General features: G+C 69.1%; 19 protein-coding genes. 8 read left to right on the top strand and 11 right to left on the bottom strand.

The genetic code is table 11. The features are described from left to right. The first annotated feature begins 31 nt into the window (after positions 1-31). The gene (locus ACZ5IK_RS05160) at positions 32-1,282 is read left to right on the top strand and encodes an aspartate aminotransferase family protein (RefSeq protein ID WP_101610344.1); all 1,251 of its coding nucleotides are present in this window, start codon (positions 32-34) and stop codon (positions 1,280-1,282) included. Beyond that, on the top strand, positions 1,282-1,779 hold the full coding sequence (locus ACZ5IK_RS05155; protein WP_038508763.1) for a DUF3830 family protein: 498 nt from the start codon (positions 1,282-1,284) through the stop codon (positions 1,777-1,779). Before ACZ5IK_RS05160 ends, ACZ5IK_RS05155 begins: the two co-directional genes overlap by 1 nt. A gap of 62 nt (positions 1,780-1,841) precedes the next feature. Here the strand turns inward: ACZ5IK_RS05155 and ACZ5IK_RS05150 are convergent, their stop codons facing one another. Continuing rightward, on the bottom strand, positions 1,842-2,828 hold the full coding sequence (locus ACZ5IK_RS05150; protein WP_465486620.1) for a hypothetical protein: 987 nt from the start codon (positions 2,826-2,828) through the stop codon (positions 1,842-1,844). Between the two features lie 149 nt (positions 2,829-2,977). Here ACZ5IK_RS05150 and ACZ5IK_RS05145 point away from each other — a divergent pair, with 149 nt between their 5' ends. Beyond that, positions 2,978-5,965 carry an AfsR/SARP family transcriptional regulator gene (locus ACZ5IK_RS05145; RefSeq protein WP_465486619.1) on the top strand — a complete coding sequence of 996 codons (2,988 nt, stop codon included), beginning with the start codon at positions 2,978-2,980 and terminating at the stop codon, positions 5,963-5,965. Here ACZ5IK_RS05145 and ACZ5IK_RS05140 read toward each other — a convergent pair. After that, positions 5,949-6,737 carry a Calx-beta domain-containing protein gene (locus ACZ5IK_RS05140; RefSeq protein WP_465486618.1) on the bottom strand — a complete coding sequence of 263 codons (789 nt, stop codon included), beginning with the start codon at positions 6,735-6,737 and terminating at the stop codon, positions 5,949-5,951. The two genes, ACZ5IK_RS05145 and ACZ5IK_RS05140, sit on opposite strands and share 17 nt — an antisense overlap. A 189-nt stretch (positions 6,738-6,926) precedes the next feature. On the opposite strand from ACZ5IK_RS05140, the gene ACZ5IK_RS05135 reads away from it, so the two are divergent. Further along, positions 6,927-8,309, top strand: a complete 1,383-nt coding sequence (locus ACZ5IK_RS05135) for an FAD-binding oxidoreductase (protein ID WP_465486617.1) — start codon at positions 6,927-6,929, stop codon at positions 8,307-8,309. Between the two features lie 12 nt (positions 8,310-8,321). Next, positions 8,322-9,875 carry an acetolactate synthase large subunit gene (locus ACZ5IK_RS05130; protein ID WP_410662366.1) on the top strand — a complete coding sequence of 518 codons (1,554 nt, stop codon included), beginning with the start codon at positions 8,322-8,324 and terminating at the stop codon, positions 9,873-9,875. A 68-nt stretch (positions 9,876-9,943) separates the two neighbouring features. Here the strand turns inward: ACZ5IK_RS05130 and ACZ5IK_RS05125 are convergent, their stop codons facing one another. From ACZ5IK_RS05125 to ACZ5IK_RS05105, 5 genes are all read right to left on the bottom strand, one after another. Then, positions 9,944-11,371, bottom strand: coding sequence for an MFS transporter (locus ACZ5IK_RS05125; RefSeq protein ID WP_101610349.1), 1,428 nt, complete (start codon positions 11,369-11,371; stop codon positions 9,944-9,946). 57 nt (positions 11,372-11,428) lie between these two features. Next, the gene (locus tag ACZ5IK_RS05120; RefSeq protein WP_465486616.1) at positions 11,429-11,932 is read right to left on the bottom strand and encodes a DUF3761 domain-containing protein; all 504 of its coding nucleotides are present in this window, start codon (positions 11,930-11,932) and stop codon (positions 11,429-11,431) included. 72 nt (positions 11,933-12,004) lie between these two features. After that, complete coding sequence (locus ACZ5IK_RS05115) at positions 12,005-12,148, bottom strand: hypothetical protein (protein ID WP_465486615.1); 144 nt, start codon at positions 12,146-12,148, stop codon at positions 12,005-12,007. A gap of 142 nt (positions 12,149-12,290) precedes the next feature. Beyond that, positions 12,291-13,178 (bottom strand): SRPBCC family protein, encoded by an 888-nt coding sequence (locus ACZ5IK_RS05110; protein ID WP_465486614.1) that lies wholly within the window; start codon positions 13,176-13,178, stop codon positions 12,291-12,293. Further along, entirely contained in the window at positions 13,171-13,728 is a 558-nt protein-coding gene (locus ACZ5IK_RS05105) for an ArsR/SmtB family transcription factor (RefSeq protein WP_465486709.1), read from the bottom strand. Before ACZ5IK_RS05105 ends, ACZ5IK_RS05110 begins: the two co-directional genes overlap by 8 nt. Before the next feature lie 67 nt (positions 13,729-13,795). Here ACZ5IK_RS05105 and ACZ5IK_RS05100 point away from each other — a divergent pair, with 67 nt between their 5' ends. From ACZ5IK_RS05100 to ACZ5IK_RS05090, 3 genes are all read left to right on the top strand, one after another. Then, positions 13,796-14,872 (top strand): sensor histidine kinase, encoded by a 1,077-nt coding sequence (locus tag ACZ5IK_RS05100; protein WP_465486613.1) that lies wholly within the window; start codon positions 13,796-13,798, stop codon positions 14,870-14,872. Next, positions 14,869-15,537 carry a response regulator gene (locus tag ACZ5IK_RS05095; RefSeq protein ID WP_465486612.1) on the top strand — a complete coding sequence of 223 codons (669 nt, stop codon included), beginning with the start codon at positions 14,869-14,871 and terminating at the stop codon, positions 15,535-15,537. The genes ACZ5IK_RS05100 and ACZ5IK_RS05095 overlap by 4 nt, the downstream gene beginning before the upstream one ends. Before the next feature lie 109 nt (positions 15,538-15,646). Then, positions 15,647-17,746 carry an MMPL family transporter gene (locus ACZ5IK_RS05090; protein WP_465486611.1) on the top strand — a complete coding sequence of 700 codons (2,100 nt, stop codon included), beginning with the start codon at positions 15,647-15,649 and terminating at the stop codon, positions 17,744-17,746. A 66-nt stretch (positions 17,747-17,812) separates the two neighbouring features. On the opposite strand, the gene ACZ5IK_RS05085 is transcribed toward ACZ5IK_RS05090, so the two are convergent. From ACZ5IK_RS05085 to ACZ5IK_RS05070, 4 genes are read right to left on the bottom strand one after another with little or no spacing between them, the layout of a single operon-like run. Continuing rightward, a complete protein-coding gene (locus tag ACZ5IK_RS05085; protein WP_465486610.1) occupies positions 17,813-18,229 on the bottom strand; it encodes a S26 family signal peptidase in 417 nt (138 codons plus the stop codon). Continuing rightward, complete coding sequence (locus tag ACZ5IK_RS05080; protein ID WP_465486609.1) at positions 18,226-20,055, bottom strand: ABC transporter ATP-binding protein; 1,830 nt, start codon at positions 20,053-20,055, stop codon at positions 18,226-18,228. The genes ACZ5IK_RS05085 and ACZ5IK_RS05080 overlap by 4 nt, the downstream gene beginning before the upstream one ends. After that, entirely contained in the window at positions 20,052-20,594 is a 543-nt protein-coding gene (locus ACZ5IK_RS05075) for a TlpA family protein disulfide reductase (RefSeq protein WP_465486608.1), read from the bottom strand. The genes ACZ5IK_RS05080 and ACZ5IK_RS05075 overlap by 4 nt, the downstream gene beginning before the upstream one ends. Positions 20,595-20,596: 2 nt before the next feature. Further along, a complete protein-coding gene (locus tag ACZ5IK_RS05070) occupies positions 20,597-21,148 on the bottom strand; it encodes a MauE/DoxX family redox-associated membrane protein (protein ID WP_465486607.1) in 552 nt (183 codons plus the stop codon). Positions 21,149-21,308: the final 160 nt, after the last annotated feature.

Genomic DNA, 21,308 nt, shown 5'->3' with positions numbered 1-21,308 from the left:
CAACAGCTCAGCCGACCTAGGAGCGCAGCCCATGGCCCAGCTATCACCGCTGCTCAAGCAGGCAACGCCGGTCGTGGTCGACCACGGTGAAGGGGTGTACCTCTACGACACCGATGGCAAACGTCACCTGGACTTCACCGCCGGTATCGGCGTGACCAGCACCGGCCACTGTCACCCGCACGTGGTGAGCGCCGCGCGGGAGCAGATCGGCAAACTCATCCACGGGCAGTACACGACGGTCATGCACAAGCCGATGCTGGAACTGACCGAGAAGCTGGGCGGTGTCCTCCCGGAAGGACTGAACTCCCTCTTCTACTCGAACTCGGGCAGCGAGGCGGTCGAAGCGGCACTCCGGCTGTCGCGGCAGGCGACCAAGCGGCCCAACGTCATCGTCTTCCAGGGCGGCTTCCACGGCCGGACCGTCGCGGCGGCGACCATGACGACGTCGGGGACCCGGTTCAGCGCCGGGATCTCGCCGCTCATGTCCGGTGTGCACGTCGCGCCCTTCCCCTACGCGTTCCACTACGGCTGGGACGAGGAGACCGCGACGAAGTTCGCCCTCCGCGAGCTCGACTACCTGTTCGCGACGGTCTGCGCGCCGAACGAGACGGCCGCGTTCTTCATCGAGCCGGTGCTCGGCGAAGGCGGCTACGTCCCGGCGAACCCCGAGTTCCTGGCCGGGCTGCGGGAGCGCGCCGACAGGCACGGGATCCTGCTGGTGATGGACGAGATCCAGACCGGCTTCGGCCGGACGGGCAAGTTCTGGGGGCACGACCACTTCGGGGTGAGCCCGGACATCGTGCTCATCGCGAAGGGACTCGCGAGCGGGTTCCCGATCTCGGGCATCGCCGCGTCGGAAGAGTTGATGGCGAAGGCGCTCCCCGGTTCGCAGGGCGGGACATACGGCGGTAACGCGGTGGCCTGTGCGGCGGCGGTCGCCACACTCGAAGTGATCGAGCGGGAGGGCCTGGTCGAGAACGCCGCCGAACGCGGACGCCAGCTGCTCGAAGGCGTGCGGGTGATCGCGGACAAGTCGCCGTCGATCGGCGACGTCCGCGGGCTGGGCCTGCTGGTCGGTTCCGAATTCACCACGCCGGACGGCGAGCCGGACACCGCGAAGGCACAGGCGGCCCAGAAAGCCGCTTCCGCCAACGGGTTGCTGCTGTTGACCTGTGGGGCGTACATGAACGTCGTCCGGATGGTTCCGCCGCTGGTCGTCGACACCGAACAGGTCGACGAGGCGCTGCGGATCTGGGGTGACGTCGTGGCGGGGGTCGAGTGATGGCCCGCTACATCACGATCACCCTCGACAAGCGCGGGGTGTCCTGCCGCGCCCGGCTGCTCGACGCCGAAGCCCCGCGGACCTGCCGCGCGGTGTGGGACGCGTTGCCGCAGAGCGGTTCGGCCTACCACGCGAAGTACGCGCGCAACGAGGTCTACACCCTCGTTCCGCCGTTCGCCGAGCCGAAGCCGGGCCGCGAGAACCCCACGGTGACCCCGATTCCCGGGGATGTCGTGTACTTCGGGTTCGAGGCGTGGGAGATCGGCAACCCGGCGTACGGCTACGACGAAGACAGCGAGGCCCACAGCGATCAGGGCGCGACGGATCTCGCGATCTTCTACGGTCGCAACAACCTGCTGATCAACGGCGACGCGGGCTGGGTGCCCGGCAACGTGTTCGCGACGATCGAAGAGGGGCTGGCCGAAATGGCCGAAGCGGCGCAAGACCTTTGGCTGCGAGGTGTCGAGGGCGAGACGCTTTCGTTCGCACGCGCGTGAAAACCCGTGGGCGACGAGGGTTCCCCACCCTCGCCGCCCACGGGCCGGCACCCCTCCCTGGCTTACTGCCGTTCGGCCGCCAGCCGGTATTCGACGCCACCGACCTCTTCGCCGCGCTGGTCGACCTGGGTCACGTGGACGGTGTACTGCCCACCGGCCGCCTCGGCACCGGCGGTGAAGCTCAGCCGTGCGTCGATCTGCTCGCCTGCCTTGAACGCCAGCCCGCTGATCCGGGCCCGCTGCGGGTTCACGATGGCCAGTTCGGTCTCGCCGACCCGTTCGATGCCCTCACCCTTCGCGCCGCCTGCCCGCCACCGCGCGGCGAGGTCGGGGCCGAGGTCGATGGTGATCCGTCCCGGGCCGGTGAACGGCTTGCCGGGCTGGGTGAAGACGATGTCACCGACCGCCGTGGGGTCGGGACCGTGCCAGCCGAACACGATCGGCCGGATCACCGGCACCTTGATCTTGAACGGGACCGCGTTCACGTTGTGCCAGGCGATGTTGTTGTTGTTCCGCGTGTTGAGGGACGTACTGACGCCTTCCGTCGGCAGGTCGGTCGGCGAGAGCCACCGGGCCAGCAGGCAGAAGTGCGAGCCGATCGGGACCTTCCACGGGATGACGACCGTCTTGGTGCCGTAGGGCACCGCCACGTTGGCTGCCGTGCCGATGTAGTTCCACTGGTTCGGCCACTGCGCCACGGTGCCCTGCTTGGTGTACCAGACCTGCAGGTTCCCGTTTTCGAGTCCGTCGCCGTACGGGCCGGGACGGTTCAGGGTGACGTGGATGAAGGCGTTGCCGCCCTGGACGATCGGGTCGTCGGTGGCGCACAAGACCGTCGCCGAGAAGCACACCCGGATGTCCGGACTGGAGTAGAGCGAGCCGGACGAGGCCTCGTAACCGTAATCGGATCCGTTGTCCCGGATGAAGACGTCACTGCGTGCCTCCGGTGCGGCCTGCACCGCCGGTGCCACACCTGCGAACAAGGTCGCGACGGCCACTGCGGCCGCGGCGATCAAGGTTCGGCGGCGTCGCGGGTTCCTGCTGATCATGTTTCCCTCCTTGGGCGAAACATTCGACCCGTTGACCGTCGGTCAGGCCGGTTGTGGCGGGGTTGTAGAGATCGTGTGCCCTAATTGGCCGATTTCGGTGGGTCTTCGCCCGGATACGCTCACCGAGATCACATTCCGGAGGGAGCAGCGTGCCCGGGCCAGGGGAACTACGGGTGCTGGGCGCGGTCGAAGCGATCGGCCCCACCGGGCGGGCGGAGTTGCACGGCGCCCGCCAGCGAGCCGTGCTCGGCGTGCTCGCGCTGCACGCGGGCTCGGTCGTCCCGATCCCCCGGCTGGTCGACGTGCTCTGGGGTGAGGATCCGCCCCGCACCGCGGTGAAGACCCTGCACAGCCACGTCGCCAGGATCCGGCAGGCGCTGGAGGACTGCGGCTTCCCGCCGGTCCTGCTGACCCGCAAACCCGGGTACGTCCTGACGGTCGCACCGTCCTCAGTCGACGCTCTCCGCTTCGAAGAAGAGCTTCGTGCCGCCAAACGGAGCAACCCCGGCCAGGCGGTGGCGGCCTTGCGCGAGGCGTTGCGGCTCTGGCGCGGCGAAGCCTTCGCGGACGCCGAACTCGACGGCTGGGGGCCGCGCGAGGTCGAGAGGCTCCAGGAATTGCGGCTGTCCGCTTGGGAAGAACTCTGGGACGCCGAGCTCGAACTCGGGGAACACGAGGAGGTCCTCCGGGAACTTCCGCGGCTGCGGGCCGGGCAGCCGTACCGCGAACGGCTCGCCGCGCTGCACATGCTCGCCTTGCACCGCTGCGGAAGGCACGCCGAAGCCTTGGAGACGTTCCAGGCCGTACGCCGGGGGCTGGCCGACGAGTTCGGCGTCGACCCCGGCCCGGAACTGGTCGAACTGCATACCGCGATCCTGCGCCGCGCGCCCGAACTCGACGCGCCCGCGCGGGGCACGGCACCCGCGCAGCTCCCCGCCCGTGTCGGGCATTTCACCGGACGGCAGCAGGAACTCGCCTCATTGGACCTGCTCCTCGAAGAACCCGAGCCGCCGGTCGTGGTCATCTCCGGCGCGGCCGGGATGGGCAAGTCCGCGCTCGCCGTGCAATGGGCGCACCGCATCGCGGACCGCTTCCCCGACGGCCAGCTCTTCCTCGACCTCGCCGGGCACGACCCGCACGAAGCGGTGTCACCGGGCGACGCGCTCGCCCATCTGTCGCGCGGGCTCGGCCTCCCCGACGACCGGCTGCCCGACGCGACGGCCGAACGCGCGGCGCTCTACCGCTCGCTGCTGCACGGCAGGCGTTGTGTGATCGTCGCCGACAACGCGGGCAGCGTCGACCAGATCCTTCCGCTCGTTCCGGGGACGGCGAAGGCGATGCTGATCGTGACCAGCAGGCAGACCCTGGCCGCGCTCGGCAGCAGGCACGCCGTCCGCGTGTTCGCGCTCGACGCGCTGGCCGACCCGGAATCGATGGCCCTGCTCACCCAGGTGCTGGGCGCCGATCGGGTCAGCCGCGAACCCGGGCAGGCGGCGCGGCTGGCGCGGCTCTGCGACGGGATGCCGCTGGCGCTGCGGATCGCCGCCGCGCGCCTGACCGGTGAACCGAACCGTCCGATCGCGGAGCTCACCCGCGAGCTCACCGGCGTCGGACGGCTGGAAACCCTTGCGGTGCAAGGAGATTCCCGGACCGTCAAAACCGTCCTCGCGAGCGCCTACCTGCCGTTGGACCACGCCGCGGCACAACTGTTCCGGCTGTCGGGAACGACCCCGGGGACGTCGTTCAGCTCGGCGCTCGGGAGCGCGCTGTGCGGGGTGCCCGCAGAAGCGGGCCGGACCGCGGCCGCCGCGCTGTCCGCCGCGCATCTGATCACCCCGGCGGGTCCGGATCGCTATCGCCTCCACGATCTGATCCGCGAATTCGCCGTCGCGTGCGCCCGCGCCGACGAGACGACGGCGAGCCGAGCCGAGGCGGCGGACCGGCTGATCGACTGGTATCTGCACGTCGCCGCCGAGGCGAACCGGATCATCGACCCGAACCGCGATCTGGTCACCCCGGCACTGCGTCACCCTCCCCCGGAGCGGCCGTTCCCGACGGAAAGACGTGCGGCGCTCGCGTTCCTGGGCGCCGAACGCGCGAATCTGCTGCCGGTGGTGCGGTTCGCGCGTGAACACGGCCGCAACACCGCCGCCTGGCAGCTCACCTACCTGCTCACCAGCTTCTACGACACCACCGGTGGCTGGAACGAGCGGATCGGGCTCTGCCGTGAGGGGGCGGCCGCGGCGGCCGAGCTCGACGATCCCTTGGCGGAGGCGGAAATGCTGCGCGCGCTGGGCGCGGCCTACTTCATGACCCGCAGGCTCACCGACGCGCTCGAAACCAACGCCCGCGCGTTGAAGGCCGCCCGCGCGGCGGGTGATCTCGAAGGCGAAGGCCATATCTACAACAACACCGCGAACGCCTACGCCGCCTTGCGCCGGTTCGACGAGGCCATCACCGCGTATCAGCTGGCGGTGGAGCGGTGCACGTCGGTGGGCAACCGGCTCGGGCGAGCGCTGTCGCAGCGCAACCTCGGCCACGCCTACATCCGCCGCGGCCAGCCGATGGACGGCCTCAGCCCGCTGACGGCCGCGCTGGAGACGTTCCGTGAGCTGGGCAACGCCCGGCTGGAGGCCGCCACGCTGGACACGCTCGGCGAGGCCTATGAGGAACTCGGCGATCACGAAGTCGCACTGGAGCATCTCGGTAAGGCGCTGGCCGCGTCGCGAGCGATCGGCGACCGGTGGCAGGAGTGGGAATCGCTGCTGCACGCCGGTCAGGTCCATCTCTCTCGCCGCGACTACCCGGCCGCCCGCGACGATTTCGACCAGGCACTGCTGATCAGCCGGGACGTCGGGAACCGGCACAGTGAGGCGGCGGCGCTCGACCGGCTCGGCCGCGCTCACCTGGGGCTCGGCGACCTGGTCGCGGCGCGGGAGAACCTCGAGCGCGGCCTCGCGGTCCGGGCGGGGGTCCCGGATCCGTACGAGGAGGCTCACCTGCACCGCGACCTCGGTGACCTCGAAGCGAGGTGCGGCGACACGGCCGCCGCGGCCGCCCACTGGGCTCGAGCGATCGAGCTGTACCGGCGGGCGAACGCGACGGCCGACGCCGACCTCGTCACCGGGCGGGGGTGATCACCACGGTCGAGGTCGCGTACACGAGCCTGCCCTGCGACGGCTCGAAGAACTCGACCCGCGCCTTCCCCGGTTGACCGGGCAGGAGCGTGAATTCGGCGTAGCCCCTCGTCTCACCGCGCTGGAAGGTGACGACACCGTCCTTCACCGGGACGTGGCCGGAGCCCTCGGTGCGATAGCGGACCGTGAGCGGCCCGGCCCACGGCCGGGAGAGCACGAGCGGGACCTTGCAGGTGGTTCCCTGCGAGAAGTTGGGCGGGATCGACCAGCAGATCTCACCTTCCTGGGTCGTCCCCACCTGCGACGTCTTGGCCGCGTCGTCGTCGGCCACCCAGGCGACGCCGACGCTGTGCCCGATCCGCAGGCCCTTCTCGCCGTAGAGCCGGAGGGAGAACATTTCGTCGTTCTCGACGAGTGAATCGGCGCGGACCTTGACCGCGACGGTCTGCGGATCCGTCCTCCCGGACCAGGTCAGCGTGCCGGCGCCCGGCAGGTAGTCGACGCCCTCCTTGGCGGTGAACGCCGGATCGACCGGCGAGCCGTTGCCTTCGATCGTCCGGTAGTCGACCGAGCCCTGCGGCGCGCAGCCGCCGTCGTCGAGGGAGACGGTGAAGAGAAGGGTGGTGTATCCGGCGCTCGTTCCCTCGCCCTGGCTGACGCCGCTGACGTTCACCACGGGCGCCGTGCAGCCCGCTTCCCCGCCTTCGGCCACCGGTGCCGCGAGCCCGAACGTGATCGCGAACGCCGCCCCCAGCGTCGCGATCCGTTTCATTCTTGGTCCCATCGAGCGTCCACCCCTTCCGGCGGGCCGCCGCGGCCCGTTGCGACATGGGTAACCGAGTGAGGTTGTCGTGAGGTTGTGACAGCCGGACGACAAACATGAAAATGATTCATGGCCATCGCCGCCCGCGACGTACTACGCTTCGGTAACCAGGCAAAGACGCGTGAGGAAGGGCAGTCGATGGGCGATGTTGCGGCACGGTTCGCCGAGATCGTCGGGGACACGAATTTGCTGGCAGGCGAAGCGATCCCCGACGACTACGCACACGACGAGGCATTGACCACCTCTCCGCGGCAGCCCGCCTTCCTGGCGAAACCGGGGACCGCCGAGGAGGTCGCGGAGCTGCTCAAGGCGGCGGGCGAACACGGTGTGCCGGTCACCGCGAGAGGATCGGGCACCGGGCTTTCGGGCGGTGCCACACCGCGCGAAGACAGTCTGGTGATCTCTTTCGAACGAATGAACGCGGTACTGGAGATCGACACGGAGAACCACGTCGCCGTCGTCCAGCCGGGTGTCACGTTGTCCGATTTGGACGAAAAGACCACCGCGGCCGGCCTCGGCTACACCGTTTACCCCGGCGAACTGAGCGCGAGCGTCGGCGGCAACGTCGGCACGAACGCGGGCGGGATGCGCGCGGTCAAGTACGGCGTCACGCGGCACAACGTCGTGGGCCTGCAGGCCGTGCTGCCGACCGGCGAGATCATCCGGACCGGCGGCAAGACCTCGAAGGTGTCGACAGGGTACGACCTGACCCAGCTGATCATCGGCTCGGAAGGCACCCTCGCGATCGCGACCGAGGTCATCGTGAAGCTGTACCCGCGCCTGCCGCACGGCGCCACGGTGTTCGCCCCGTTCGAGACCTTCGACGAGGTGATGACCGTCGTCCCGAAGATCATCTCCAGCGGGCTCGCGCCGCACATCCTCGAATACATCGACAACCTGACGCTCGCCGCGATCAGCTACAACGAGAAGCTCAGCCTCGGCGTTCCGGACGCCATCCGTGACTCCGCGCAGGCGTATCTGGTGGTGGCGCTGGAAAACCGCGACAACGACCGGCTGCACGCCGACATCGAAGAGCTCGGCGGGCTGTTGGCCGACGTCGGGGCGATGGACGTCTACGTGCTTGAGGGCAATTCGGCGCGCAAGCTCATCGAGGCCCGCGAGAAGGCGTTCTGGACGGCCAAGGCGGCCGGGGCCGACGACGTCATCGACGTGGTGGTCCCGAGGTCCGCGATGCCCGAGTTCCTGCGCAGGGCCAGGGAAATGGCGCTGTCGCGCGAGGCGGGCGCACTCGGCTGCGGGCACGCCGGCGACGGCAACGTCCACCTCGCCATCTTCTGCAAGGACCCGGAGAAGCGGAAGCAACTGCTGACCGACATCTTCGCGCTCGGCATGGAACTCGGCGGCGCGATCTCCGGCGAGCACGGCCTCGGGCAGGCCAAGTCCGGCTACTTCCTCGACCTGGAGGACCCGGCGAAGATCGCGCTGATGCGCCGGATCAAGGAAAGCTTCGACCCGGCCGGGATCCTCAACCCCGGCGTTCTTTTCGCTGAGAGGGCTTGAAAAGTGAGTGAGATGAACGGCGCCCAGTCCCTGATCCGCACGCTCGTCGACAGTGGCGTCGACGTGTGCTTTTCGAATCCGGGCACCTCGGAGATGCACTTCGTGGCCGCGCTCGACACCGTGCCCGAGATGCGCGGCGTGCTCGGCCTGTTCGAAGGCGTCGTCACCGGTGCCGCGGACGGGTACGCGCGCATCGCCGACAAGCCGGCCGCGACGCTGCTGCACCTCGGCCCCGGCCTCGGCAACGGGCTGGCGAACCTGCACAACGCGCGCCGCGCGCACACCCCGATCGTCAACGTGATCGGCGATCACGCGACCTACCACAAGCAGTACGACGCCCCGCTCGAATCGGACATCGAAGCCGTCGCCGGTTCCCTCGAAGGCTGGGTCCGCCGCTCCGAGCACACGAAGGACGTCGGCGCCGACGCCGCCGCGGCCGTCGCGGCCTCGCAGGACGCCCCTGGGCAGATCGCGACCCTGATCCTCCCGGCCGACGCGTCCTGGGGCGAGGGCGGCGAACCGGTCGCCCCCATCCCTCCGCGGATCCCGCAGGCCGTCGACGCGACGACGGTGAAGAACATCGCCGAGATCCTGGCGAGCGGTGAACCGGTCGCGCTGCTCGTCGGCGGCAGCGGCTGCCGCGAGGCCGGACTGCTCGCGACCAGCAGGATCGCCACCGCGACCGGGGTGAAGGCGTTCGTCGAGACGTTCCCCTCCCGGCTCGAGCGCGGCGAAGGCCTGCCGACGATCGAGCGGCTGGGCTACCTCGCCGAGCAGGTCGCGTACCAGCTCGACGGGATCAAGCACGTGATCGTCGCCGGGACGAAGGCGCCGGTGTCGTTCTTCGCCTACCCCGGCAAGGCGAGCAACCTGGTGCCCGAAGGCGCGCAGGTCCATGTGCTCGCCGAAGTCGGGCAGGACGTCCCTCGCGCGTTGAACGACGTCGCGGCCTTGGTCGCCGCCGAGACGGAGCCGGTGCTGCAGGAAGCCGCCCGGCCCGCGCTGCCGTCCGGACCGCTGACGCCGCAGAACTGGGTCGAGGTGATCGGCGCGCTGCTGCCGGAGCGCGCGATCATCGCGGACGAGGCGAACACCTCCGGCCTGCTGCTGCCCGCCGCAACCGCCGGTGCGCCGCGGCACGACGTGCTGACCCTGACCGGTGGCGCGATCGGCTACGGCATGCCCGTCGCGACCGGGGCGGCCGTCGCCGCGCCGGACCGTCCGGTGATCAACCTGCAGTCCGACGGCAGCGCGCTGTACACGATTTCGGCGTTGTGGACGCAGGCTCGGGAGAACCTCAACGTCACCACGGTCCTGCTGAACAACCGCGCGTACGCGATCCTGCGGCTGGAGTTGCAGCGCGTCGGCGCGGACGCCAGCGGTCCCAAGGCGAACGAACTGCTCGACCTTTCGCGGCCGGACATGGACTTCGTCAAGATCGCCGAGGGCCTGGGTGTCCCGGCGACCCGGGCGACGACCGCGGAGGAGCTGGCCGAGCAGTTCCAGCGCGCGCTCGCCGAGCCGGGGCCGCACCTGATCGACGCGATCGTTCCGACCCTGTTCTGAGGATGTGCAAGGAAAGTCCCCTTCATTGCACATTTCGCAATGAAGGGGACTTTCCTTGCAAATTGGGGCTAGTGGACCGAGGCGACCAGCGGTTCGGGTTGGCGTTGCTTCGGGACGAAGGCGGTCAAGGCGAGACCCAGGAGCGCGGCACCGGCGGCGACCGCGAAGCTCAGCCGGAACCCGGTCGCGGACGGAACGGAAACCCCGCCGACGGTGATCGCCAGCGACGCGAGCATGGTCGCCATCACCGCGCTGGACGTCGACGTGCCGACGGATCGCATCAGCGAGTTCAAGCCGTTCGCGGACGCGGTTTCGGTGACCGGGACCGAGCCCATGATCAGCGCGGGCATGGCCGCGTAGGCGATGCCGACGCCGCCACCGATGATGATCGACGCCGTGATCAGCTCGAAAGCGTTGTCCATCAACACGGTCGCGAAGATGTACCCGATCGCGATGGTGACGGCGCCGGTCATCAGCGTCGTCCGCGGGCCGTAGCGCTCGATGAGCCGGGCCGAAACCGGTGACAGCATGAACATGACCAGCCCGTTCGGCGCCAGGCAGAGCCCTGCCTGCACCATCGTCAAGCCGAGGCCGTAGCCGGTCGAGGCGGGCGCCTGCAGCAACTGCGGGAACGACAACGCCATCGAGTACAGCGCGAACCCGATCATGATCGACGCGAGGTTGGTGAACAGCACCGGACGCCGCGCGGAGACCCGCAGGTCCACCAGCGGATCGCGGCGCCGCAGCTGATAGGCGCCCCAGACCAGCAAGATCGCGACCGCGGTCCCGGCGAAGCCGAGCGTGCGGCCGCTGCCCCAGCCCCATTCGCCGCCCTTGACGATCGGCAGCAGCAGGCAGACCAGCCCGGCTGTCAGCCCCAGCGCGCCGAGGTAGTCGAACGGCGCGGGTGTCTTCACCGGCGACTCCGGCACCACGAACAGGATCAGCAGGCCACAGACGAGCCCGAGCCCCGCCGACGCCCAGAAGAGGACGTGCCAGTCCGCGTTCTGCGCGACCAGCGCCGATACGGGAAGCCCGATGGCGCCGCCGACGCCCAGCGTCGAACTCATCACCGAGATCGCCGCGCCGACGCGTTCGGGCGCGAGTTCGTCGCGCATGATGCTGATCCCCAGCGGGATCGCGCCCATCGCGCAGCCCTGCAGCCCACGGCCCACGACCATCAGCGCGAGCGAGCTGGTCAGCGCGGAGACCACCGAACCGGCGACCAGGAAGCCCAGGCTGATCAGCAGCAACCTGCGTTTGCCGTAGAGATCGCCGAGCCTTCCGCTCACCGGCATCACCACGGCACCGGCGACCAGGGTCACCGTCACCACCCACGACGCGTCGGACGGGGTCGCGTTGAGCAGCCGGGGGAACGACGGGATCAGCGGGACGACGAGCGTCTGCATGAACGAGGCCACCAGCCCGCAGGTGGCGAGCACGACGACGAAGACCCGGGGCGAAGGTGCCCGGCCGGCCGGTTTCACCATTCGCATCCCATGATCCGACCTTACACAGCACCTCCCTTCGTCGTGAATGGTTGACCGACGGGATCACAACCAGGTTCGGACCCCACCGTGCCCGGAGCAGGTTCCGCGGCGATTCTGGCTGTAGCTATAGGAACCGTCCTTGCACAGGGCCGTCGCGCCGTCGGCCGCTCCCGGTCCGGTCGCCGGCCGGTGGACGCAGACGCCATCGGTGTTGCGGTAGTAGTCGCTTCCGCACGCCGCCAGGTTCGGCGCCTTCGCGGTGGGTGTCGTCTTCGGACGCGCCTTCGACGGCGGCGGCTCGACCTGCTTCGGGACCTCGACCGCGGCCGTCGTCGGCGGGACGAACTGCTGGGGCGTCGGTGTCGGTGTCGGCACAGCCGTGCTCGTGGTCGTGGGCGGCGCCCAGCTGCTGGTCGGCGTCGGCGGCATCGAGAACGTCGAGGATGTCGACACCGAGCCGGTCTTCGGCGTGACCCGCCCGGTGGGCACGGTCTCCACCCCACAGCCCCCGGCGACCAGAAGCCCGATCGCCAGTGCCATGCCCAGCTTCGTCGTTCTCTTCGGCATAACGGCCTCCCCGGCACGTGGTGGTGCCGCGTAGTCGGGAGATCGTTCGCCTGTGTTACCGCCGAAGAGAGGTCAGTCGACCATCGTGCCGCAACTGATGTTCAGTGCCGTCGCCGTCATGCTGCGCGCATGGTCCGGAGCGGCGAAGGCGGCGACCCGGGCGACGTCCTCCAAGAACGCCGTCCGGACCGGCCTTTCGAAGTCCGCCAACGACATCTCGACCAGCGGCGTGTTCGTCGATGGCCGCTTCGTCGAGCGCGTCGAACTGCGCGGTCTCGACTTTCCCGCCCGCCGACCGGATTCCGCCGGCCGCCCCGTAGACGATCGCGTTCCGGCCTTCGAGCAACATCGGATCCTCCTACTTCCCGTTCAGCGCGATGAGCCCTTCGGGCATTCCGTCCAGGTGGACGTCGACCCAGATCGGGAGCCACATGTCGACCTCGTGGAACCGGCGCAGCTCGGCCAAACCACTGAGCCAGCCCATCCAAGAGCCATACGGCGGCTTCTTGTCAGAGAATCCACTTTGGACGAACGTCAGCTTGGTACCACCGCCGGAGTCCTCGAGTTCCCAGGAAGTCACGATGCCTTCCTCGTACGCGAGCGTCATTCTCCCGTCGGGCACCAGATCGACGATCTTCGCCGGGTCCGGATCCAGCTCCAGCGAGCCCATCGCCCAGCGTCCGCCGACGCGCATCTCGGCTTCGATCCGCGCGCCGAACCAGCGCGTGAACTCGGCGGGATCGGTGATCGAGCGGTAGACCTCCGGTCGCGCCGCGCCGATGCGCACTTCTTCCCGCATCACCGGGGAGGTGAGATCGCAGCGGGCGGTGATCGGACGTCCCTCGACGTGATCGACCAGGTTCGCGACCGCCAGCGCCCAGAACGTGTGCATCATGCCGAGCGGCGAGTCCGAGTCCGCCATCAGCTCGGCGAAGTCCGGCAGGCCGGTCTGGCTGTACGACAAAGAGGTCCCGTCTCCGTCTTCCGCCAGCTTGAGTTCGACGACGGTCTCCGTACCGTCGACGGTCCAGGCGAACCGCAGGACGTTGTCCTCGGCCAGTAACAGCCGCTGACGCGGGACTTCGCCGTCCGGCGTGTACCGGCCCCAGAATTCGTAGCGGGACGGCAGGTCGACTTCCGCGTGTTCGGAAAACCACGTTCGCAGCGCTCCGGGGTCGATCAGCGCTTGCCAGACGTCGTCGATCGGTGCGCGCACACGCACCTGGAAGCTCGCCGGTTCAGTCACGAGCCTCTCCTTTCGGGTAACAGGCCACGGCGAGTTTGAAGGCGTCGCCTTCCGCTCCGCCGTAGCGGGTGAACAGATCCTGCAAAGTCGTCTTCAGTTCGTCGAGGAACTCCTGGCGGCGCTCCGGCTCCACCCGGATCTCGCCGGAGACGCCGATCGACGGCAGTTCCGGCGCGGCCCGGTCGAGCGCGGCGACGTCCGCCTGGACCTCCTCCATGAGGTCCACCAGATAGCCGAGGCTCAGTTCGTCCCGCACCGCTCGCGGGCCGATCCGGCCGACCAGGCCCGGTGACAACCAGTACGAACGCGCGCTCGCCTGGTACACGCCCTCACTGATGCCGCGCACCCTGCGTTCCGACACCTGCGTAACGAGATCGGCTTCCACCAGCTTTTTCACGTGGTAGTAGACCCGTTGCGGAGTCTGGCCCAGCACCGTCGCCACCTCGGTGCAGGATCGCGGCTCCGCCAGTTGCCGCAGGACGTCCACACGCTGGGGCTTCAGCAACGCCTCCGCCTGATCCAGCCGCTCCAGGTACGCCACATCCTTCATCACGAAAATAATCTTGAACGTAAAAATCCATTTTGTCAATCGAGCCGGGTCGCGCTACTCTCGTGGTGTGGCGATCCTGCGGCGGTATCTGGCAGAGCTCGCGATCACCGTGGTGGTGCTCGCGAGTTCCGTCGCGGTCTCGCTCGGCGCGAGCGCGGAACAGCCGCGCAACGCCGTGATCGGCTGGGTCTGCGTGATACTCGCCTGCGCCGCGCTGTTCCTGCGCCGCCGTCACCCGCTCCCCGTCGCGATCTTCACCGCGGTGTGCTGCGCGATCTACTACCCGTACACCGATCCCGACGGGTTCGTGCTGCTCGCGTTCGCCTTCGCGCTGTACAACAACGCCTCCACCGGGCGGATCCGCAGCGCGGCGGTCGTCGCGGCGGCCTCGATGGGCGGCGTCGCGTTCGGCGAGGCGAGGGGCGGCGCCTCGCGACAGGTGGACAACTTCGCGTTCCTGCTGATGGCGGGCTGGTTCATCGCTTTGGTCGCGGTCGGAGCGGTGACGTACTACCGCCGCGAAGCCGAGCGCACCAAGGAGTCCGAAGCACAGCGAAGGGCCACCGGCGAACGCCTCCGGATCGCGCGCGAACTGCACGACGTCCTCGGGCACAACCTCGCGCTCATCAACGTCCAGGCCGGTGCCGCGCTGCACGGCAAGGATCCGGCGAAATCCGAGGAAGCGCTGGTCACGATCAAACGGACCAGCAAGGACGCGTTGCGCGAGCTCCGCTCCACCCTCGGCATGCTGCGGCAGGCGGACACGCCGAGTCTGGCGAGGGTCGCCGAACTGGCCGAGTCGGCGGGCGCGCACGGGCTGACCGTCCGCACCGAGATCGACGGCACGGCAAGGGATCTGCCGCCCGACGTCGAGCACGCCGCCTTCCGCGTCGTCCAGGAGGCGCTGACCAACGTCGCGCGGCACGCCGCGGCGGACACCGTCGTGGTCCGGATCGGCTACACCGACCATGATGTGTCCGTGCAGATCGACGATGACGGCCGGGGTGGTGCCGCGAAACCCGGCAACGGGATCCGCGGGATGGCCGAACGAGCCGAAGCGCTCGGCGGCGAATTCGCCGCGGCCGCGCGCGAGGACGGCGGCTTCCGCGTCCGCGCCCGGCTCCCCCTGCGGGCGGCGCGATGATCCGGGTCCTGCTCGTCGACGACCAACGGCTGGTCCGCGCCGGGTTCAAGTCCATTTTGGACGGTGAGGCCGACATCACGGTCGTCGCGGAAGCCGCCGACGGACGGGAGTCCCTCGAAGCCGCGCACGAGCACAAGCCGGACGTGGTCCTGATGGACATCCGCATGCCGGTGATGGACGGGCTCACCGCGACCCGGCATCTGCTCGAAGACCCGGCGCTGGCCGGGATCAAGGTCGTCATCCTCACCACCTTCGACCTCGACGAGGACGTGTACGGCGCCCTGCGCGCCGGTGCCAGCGGATTCCTGGTCAAGGACACCGAACCGGAGGAACTGATCCACGGCGTCCGGGTGGTCGCGAGGGGCGACGCGCTGCTCGCGCCGTCGATCACCCGCCGCCTGATCTCCGAATTCGCGGGCCGGGTGGCGCGGCCGGGGCCGTCGCCGGTGCTGAACCGGCTCACCGAACGCGAACGCGAGGTGATGAGCCTGGTCGCGGCCGGTCTGTCCAACGACGAGATCGCGAAGGAACTCGTGCTCAGCCCCGCCACGGCGAAAACGCATGTCAGCCGGATCATGACCAAGGTGGACGTCCGCGATCGCGCGCAACTCGTCGTGCTCGCCTACGAATCGGGCATGATCACCCCTCGCTGGTTGACCCCGTGACCACAACTCCGGTAGTACGGGAAGCGCCTTAGGGGTACCCAGAAGTTGTGGCCGGAGTGCCCGCCGGAGCCCGACGCCCCGCGGCACGGAAAAGCCGATGCTTTCCGCCATGGACACCATCAAGCTTTCCGAAAGGCGGCCTGGGGGCAGCCTTTCGAGGCTGGCAGGCTGGTCACAGCGCCATCGCTGGCTCGCCGTTTCGCTCTGGCTGCTCACCCTTCTCGGCGTCACCCTGGGCTCACAGGTGGCGGGCAGCGCCTACCACGACGACCATTCCCTGCCGGGCACCGAATCCCAGCAGATCATGGACCTGTTCAAGGCACAGGCTCCCGCCCGGACCGGCGCGACGGCCGAAATCGTCTTCAAGACCGGCACCGGACTGGCCACCGCCCGCGGCCCGATCGACTCGATGCTCGCCGAAGTCCGGAACCAGCCCCACGTCAAAGCGGTGACGAGCCCGTTCGACAATCCGTCCGCGATCTCGCGCGAGGGAACGATCGGTTACGCCGCCATCGCTTTCGACCTGGAGTCGAACGACCTGCCGTACGACGACATCGTGCGCGTCGCCGACACCGCGAAGAAAGCGGAATCGGCCGGGCTCCAGGTCGAACTCGGCGGTGAACCGATCGAACGGACCAACGAGAGCGGCGGGCCGTCCGAAGGCGTCGGATTGCTGGCCGCGCTGGTGGTCCTCGTCTTCCTGTTCCGCTCGATCCTCGCCGCCGGGCTCCCGGTGATCACGGCGATCTTCGCCGTCGGCAGCACGCTCGGCGTGATCGTGCTGGTCAGCCGGTTCGTCGACATCGCCGGCTACACGGCGCCGCTGATGATGCTGGTCGGGTTCGGTGTCGGCGTCGACTACGCGCTGCTGATCTTTTCCCGCTACCGCAGTGAAATACTCGGCGGTCTCGACCGCGAACAAGCGGCGCGGCGCGCACTCGACACCGCCGGCCGGTCGGTGCTGTTCGCCGGCGGAACGGTGATCATCGCCCTGCTCGGCCTGCTCGCGCTCGGTCTCGGTTCCCTGCGGGGAGTCGCTCTCGCGGTGGCGCTGACCGTCCTGGTGACGATGCTCGCGTCGGTCACCCTGTTGCCCGCGCTGCTCTCACTTTTCGGCCGGCGACTGGAGAAGGGCATTCGCAAGCACGCCGCGAAACGGGACCACGGCAAGACCTGGGGCAAACTCGGTGACGCGGTCCAGCGGCGGCCGATGGTCCCGCTCGCGATCGGACTGCTCGTCCTCATCGGACTTTCGCTGCCGGCACTCGGCATGCGCCTCGGATTCGCCGACGCGGGCACGAATCCCGAGGCTTCGACCACCCGCAAGGCCTACGACCTGATGTCGGAAGGCTTCGGCCCGGGCTTCAGCGAACCACTGATCATCGTCACGGAGAACGGCGACGGCGTCGCGCTGCAACGGAAACTCGAGGCCACCCCCGGTATCGCCAAGGCGACGCCGCCGATGGGGCAGGGTGTCACGACGGTCCTCGCGTTCCCCACGTCTTCGCCGCAGGACGAGGCGACCGGTGAACTGGTCGAGCGGCTGCGGACCGAGGTGCTGCCGAGCCTGCCCGGCAAGTACCTCGTCGGCGGCTCGGTCGCGGCGGCGGTGGACTTCGCGGACGCCGTCGGCGACCGGTTGCCGCTGTTCGTGTTGGTGGTCGTCGGGCTGTCGGCGCTGCTGCTGATGGTGGTCTTCCGGTCGATCCTGATCCCGCTCAAGGCGGCCGTGCTGAACCTGCTGAGCATCGGCGCCGCGCTCGGCGTGATGACGGCGGTGTTCGGCGACGGCCTGTTCGGAGCGCAGCCGGGGCCGATCGAGGCGTTCGTGCCCGTGCTGATCTTCGCGATCGTGTTCGGGCTTTCCATGGACTACGAGGTGTTCCTGGTGTCCAGGATGCACGAGGAATGGCGGCGCACCGGCGACGCGCGGCACGCCGTCCGCGAAGGGCTCGCCTCCACCGGAGGGGTGATCACGGCGGCGGCGGTGATCATGATCCTGGTGTTCGGCGCCTTCCTGCTCAACCCCGACCGGATGCTGGCGCAGTTCGGCCTCGGGCTGGCGGTGGCGGTGCTGGTGGACGCGTTCGTGATCCGCTGTCTCGTGGTGCCCGCGGTGATGCGGCTGCTCGGGGAGCGCGCCTGGTGGCTGCCGCGGTGGCTGGACCGGCGGCTGCCCCACGTGGCGCTCGAGCCTTCGTCGCGCTGACCCTCCGGGACGCTAGGAAAGGCCCGTTACTTGCAAATTTTGCAAGTAACGGGCCTTTCCTTGCACTCAGCCGAGACGGCGAAGCGCCAGGCCGAAGACCCGGTCCACGGGAAAGTACCCGTGGTGCCGCGAATCCGCGCTGAGCGCCCGGTTGTCGCCCAGCACCACCAGATGCCGCGGCGGCACGACCGCACCGGCCGCGACCCGGCCCGCCGCTTCCTCGGGGACCGTGTCCCCGCCGACCGCGACCACCCGTTTGACGGTCCATCGCACCGGCAGCGGACCCGATCCGGGATTCTCGAGCACGACGACGTCCCCCACCGCGATGGCCTTGGGGCGTTGCCGCGCCAGTATCCGGTCGCCCTCGTGGAACGTCGGCGTCATGCTGGAACCCGTCACCGCGATCACCGCCCAGCGGCGCTTCACCCAGCGCAGCACCAGCAGACCGGAAGCCGCCGAAGCCGGCAGGGCCAGGATCTTCACGAGACTTCCTGAACGTATCCGTTGGCCTGCAACCGGAAGAGCCGCGAATAGGTGCCGTCCAGCGACACCAGTTCGTCGTGGGTGCCCAGCTCCGCGACCCGGCCGTCGACGAGCACGGCGATCCGGTCGGCCGCCCGGACGGACCCGAGCCGATGCGAGATGAGCACACTCGTGCGGCCGGCTCGATGCTCGGCGAGCGAAGTGTGGATTTCGTGTTCGGCTTCGGCGTCGAGCCCCGACGTGGGCTCGTCCAGGATGAGCAGATCCCGCTGGTCCCGCAGGAACGCCCGCGCGAGCGCGACCCGCTGCCATTGCCCGCCCGAAAGCAGGACTCCGGTTTCCGGATCGTCCTTGTCCTCCTCGCTGACGAAACTCCGGGAAAGAAGCGTCCGGTAACCGCGCGGCAGCTTCGCGAGCGTGTCGTGGATTCCCGCCCGCTCGGCCGCGGCCGTGAGCCGCTCGTCGGCGGGGCCCAGTTCGCCCGCGCCGTCGACGTCGCCGAGCGCGATGTTCTCCGCCGCGCTCATCTCGTAGGTCATGAAATCCTGGAACACCGCGCCGAGTCTGCGTCTCAGTTCGTCGACCGGCAGGTCGCGCAGATCGGCACCGTCCCAGAGGACGGCTCCACGGGTCGGGTCGTAGAACCGGCACAACATCTTGACCATCGTGCTCTTCCCCGCCCCGTTGTGCCCGACCAGCGCCATCGACTCTCCACAAGGGATGAACAGGTTCACCCCGCGCAGCACCCACGGATGCCCCGGGCCGTAGCGGAACCAGACATCGCGGAACTCGATCCCCTGCCGCAGCGGCGAAACCGTTCCCGGCTCCGGCGGAACGGGGAGATCGGAGTCTTCCGTCGTCACGGTGCGGTAGTGCTCGAACAGCAGCAGGGCGTTGTGCGCCGCGCCGATCCGGCCGATCAGGTTGGCGAGTGAACCCTGCACGCCCGCGACGGCCGCGGTGAAAACCGCGATGTCGCCGACGGTCAGCTGACCTCGGCCCGCGGCCAGCACCGCCCAGATCAGCCCGGCACCGGCGACGACGGCGCTGAGCGCGCCCAGCATCCCCTGGACGCGCAATTCACGAAGATCGGCAAGGCGTCGTTGCGTGTTGGCCTTGCCGAGCTCGGCCAGCATCCGGCCCCGGAACAGCCTGCCGAGCCCGAGCAACCGGATCTCCTTGGCCGCGTCGAGGCCGGTCATCAACTGCATGTAAAAGAACTCACGCCGCTCGGTGGGGCTGAGACCGGTCAGCACCTGCGCACGGCGCTTGCTCAGTTTCAGTTCCGCGATGAGCGTCGGGACCGCGGCGACCATCACGACCGCGGTGACCGGGAGGCTGACCGCCGCCAGCGACACCAGGAATCCGACCGTGGTCAGCACGGCCTGGACACCGCCGACGACCGAATCCAGGATCACGCCGGGACCGGAGTAGCTGTGCTGCTGGGCCAGGTGCAACCGGTCGCGGTAGGCGGGCTGTTCGAGGCGGGCGAGGCCGGCCAGCCGCCCCGTCGCGAGATACAGCCGGTCCCTGGTGAGCAGGGTGACCCGGCGGGTGAGCTCACCCGACAGGTACCGCCCGGCCTCGCTGAGCAACGCGACCGACACTCCCGCGACAGCGAGACCCACGGCGAGCAAGGTCAGCTCGTCCAGCCGGACCTCGGCGGCGACCACCCGGTCGAGAACCAGCTTGGTCAACCACGCGACGAGCACCGGCAGCACGCCCGTCAGCACGCTGATCGCGAGACTGCCCAGCAGGATCAGCGGCGCGGCGGTCCAGGCGACGCCCAGCGCGACGACGGCCGACCGCGGGCCCGGAGAGTTCACCTGACCGCCAGGCGCGGCAGCACTTCCGGCTGGAAACCGGCGGCCACGACCCGCCCACCGGGGCCGAGCATCGCCACCACGGGTGTTCCGCGTACCTCGAAGGCCTTACTGACCACGCCCCCGACCGGCTCGACGACGACACGGGCCACCGGTGCCAGCCTGGCGACGAACTCGGCCGCGCCGTCGGCGTCTCCCTGGACCACGGCGAGAACGTGATCCCGGGGATGGTCTTTCGCGTGCTCGACGAAGTCAGGAAGCTTCTCGATGCACGTATCGCACTCGACGGCGAAGAAGCCCGCGAGCGTCTGCTCGGTGAAGCCGGACCGCGACACTTCGGCACCGTCGACGGTCCGCGCGGTGAAGTCCGCGACCAGGTTCCCTTCGGCCACCATGACCGGCCCCGCGGGAACGCGGTTCTCGAGCGCCTTGCCGATCAGCTCGGAGTGGGTGCGCAGCCTCTTGATCACCCCGAACGTCAGCACCAGATCGAGCACGAGCAGAGCGCCGACCAGGACGAGAACGGCGATCAGGATCCCCATACCTACTCCTTGACGAGTTCCGGGACGTCCCGGAAAAGTTCCACGATGTCGTCGAAGCGCACGGCGACGAAGCCGGCGACGAGACCGGCGCAAAGCGCGACAGCCGTTCCGGACAGAGCTCCGCGCGGTGATTCGACGAGGGAAGCCACCGAGCCGATCAGCGCGATGCCCAGCAACAGGACGTTGCGCACCACCTGGGGTACGCCGAGTGGCGCCGCGCTCCGGCCGAAGCAGTGACACGGCGCGCGTTCTCCGCGCGACAGCGACAGCGTGATCGCCGCGGTGAACACCGCGAGAAGCGCCGCCGCACCGATGAACGCCGGGAAGAGGACACTCCACGACCGGACGGCCGAACCGGTGATCAACGCCGCCACGATGAAGAATTCACCCGCGACTACCATTCTCGCGACAATGGCGCGTCGGGCGCGCGGAATCAGCCCCAGTGGCCCCGCGGACGCCACAAAGGAACGAAATCTTTCGCCGCCGAATTTACCGGCGACCGAGATACCGAATACGAGAGTCAGCGCGGCGGCGCAAGCGATCGACAAGTACATGCGTTCCCCCAGCCCCAGAAAGGGAAGACGACGGCCGGAGCCGCCGTCTTCCGGCACTTCTCAGCAGCGGGTGCTGACCTGGTAACAGAGGCAGCTCACGCAGTCCTTGTAGAAATGCCACCTGCGCCCGGCCTCGTCGGGCCAGCACCCACAGAACTCG

The sequence above is a fragment of the Amycolatopsis sp. NPDC031561 genome (assembly GCF_055580625.1).
Note: the sequence above shows the minus strand (reverse complement) of the source record. Positions and strands in the feature narration are given on the sequence as shown.

Bases quoted from the DNA above. Each gene is read 5' to 3' on its own strand.
- ACZ5IK_RS05160 (WP_101610344.1), top strand. From the start codon at position 32: ATGGCCCAGCTATCACCGCTGCTCAAGCAGGCAACGCCGGTCGTGGTC.
- ACZ5IK_RS05105 (WP_465486709.1), bottom strand. From the start codon at position 13,728: ATGAAGGATGTGGCGTACCTGGAGCGGCTGGATCAGGCGGAGGCGTTG.
- ACZ5IK_RS05135 (WP_465486617.1), top strand. From the start codon at position 6,927: ATGGGCGATGTTGCGGCACGGTTCGCCGAGATCGTCGGGGACACGAAT.
- ACZ5IK_RS05155 (WP_038508763.1), top strand. From the start codon at position 1,282: ATGGCCCGCTACATCACGATCACCCTCGACAAGCGCGGGGTGTCCTGC.
- ACZ5IK_RS05140 (WP_465486618.1), bottom strand. From the start codon at position 6,737: ATGAAACGGATCGCGACGCTGGGGGCGGCGTTCGCGATCACGTTCGGG.
- ACZ5IK_RS05070 (WP_465486607.1), bottom strand. From the start codon at position 21,148: ATGTACTTGTCGATCGCTTGCGCCGCCGCGCTGACTCTCGTATTCGGT.
- ACZ5IK_RS05095 (WP_465486612.1), top strand. From the start codon at position 14,869: ATGATCCGGGTCCTGCTCGTCGACGACCAACGGCTGGTCCGCGCCGGG.
- ACZ5IK_RS05090 (WP_465486611.1), top strand. From the start codon at position 15,647: ATGGACACCATCAAGCTTTCCGAAAGGCGGCCTGGGGGCAGCCTTTCG.
- ACZ5IK_RS05125 (WP_101610349.1), bottom strand. From the start codon at position 11,371: ATGCGAATGGTGAAACCGGCCGGCCGGGCACCTTCGCCCCGGGTCTTC.
- ACZ5IK_RS05150 (WP_465486620.1), bottom strand. From the start codon at position 2,828: ATGATCAGCAGGAACCCGCGACGCCGCCGAACCTTGATCGCCGCGGCC.
- ACZ5IK_RS05130 (WP_410662366.1), top strand. From the start codon at position 8,322: ATGAACGGCGCCCAGTCCCTGATCCGCACGCTCGTCGACAGTGGCGTC.
- ACZ5IK_RS05075 (WP_465486608.1), bottom strand. From the start codon at position 20,594: ATGGGGATCCTGATCGCCGTTCTCGTCCTGGTCGGCGCTCTGCTCGTG.
- ACZ5IK_RS05120 (WP_465486616.1), bottom strand. From the start codon at position 11,932: ATGCCGAAGAGAACGACGAAGCTGGGCATGGCACTGGCGATCGGGCTT.
- ACZ5IK_RS05115 (WP_465486615.1), bottom strand. From the start codon at position 12,148: ATGTCGTTGGCGGACTTCGAAAGGCCGGTCCGGACGGCGTTCTTGGAG.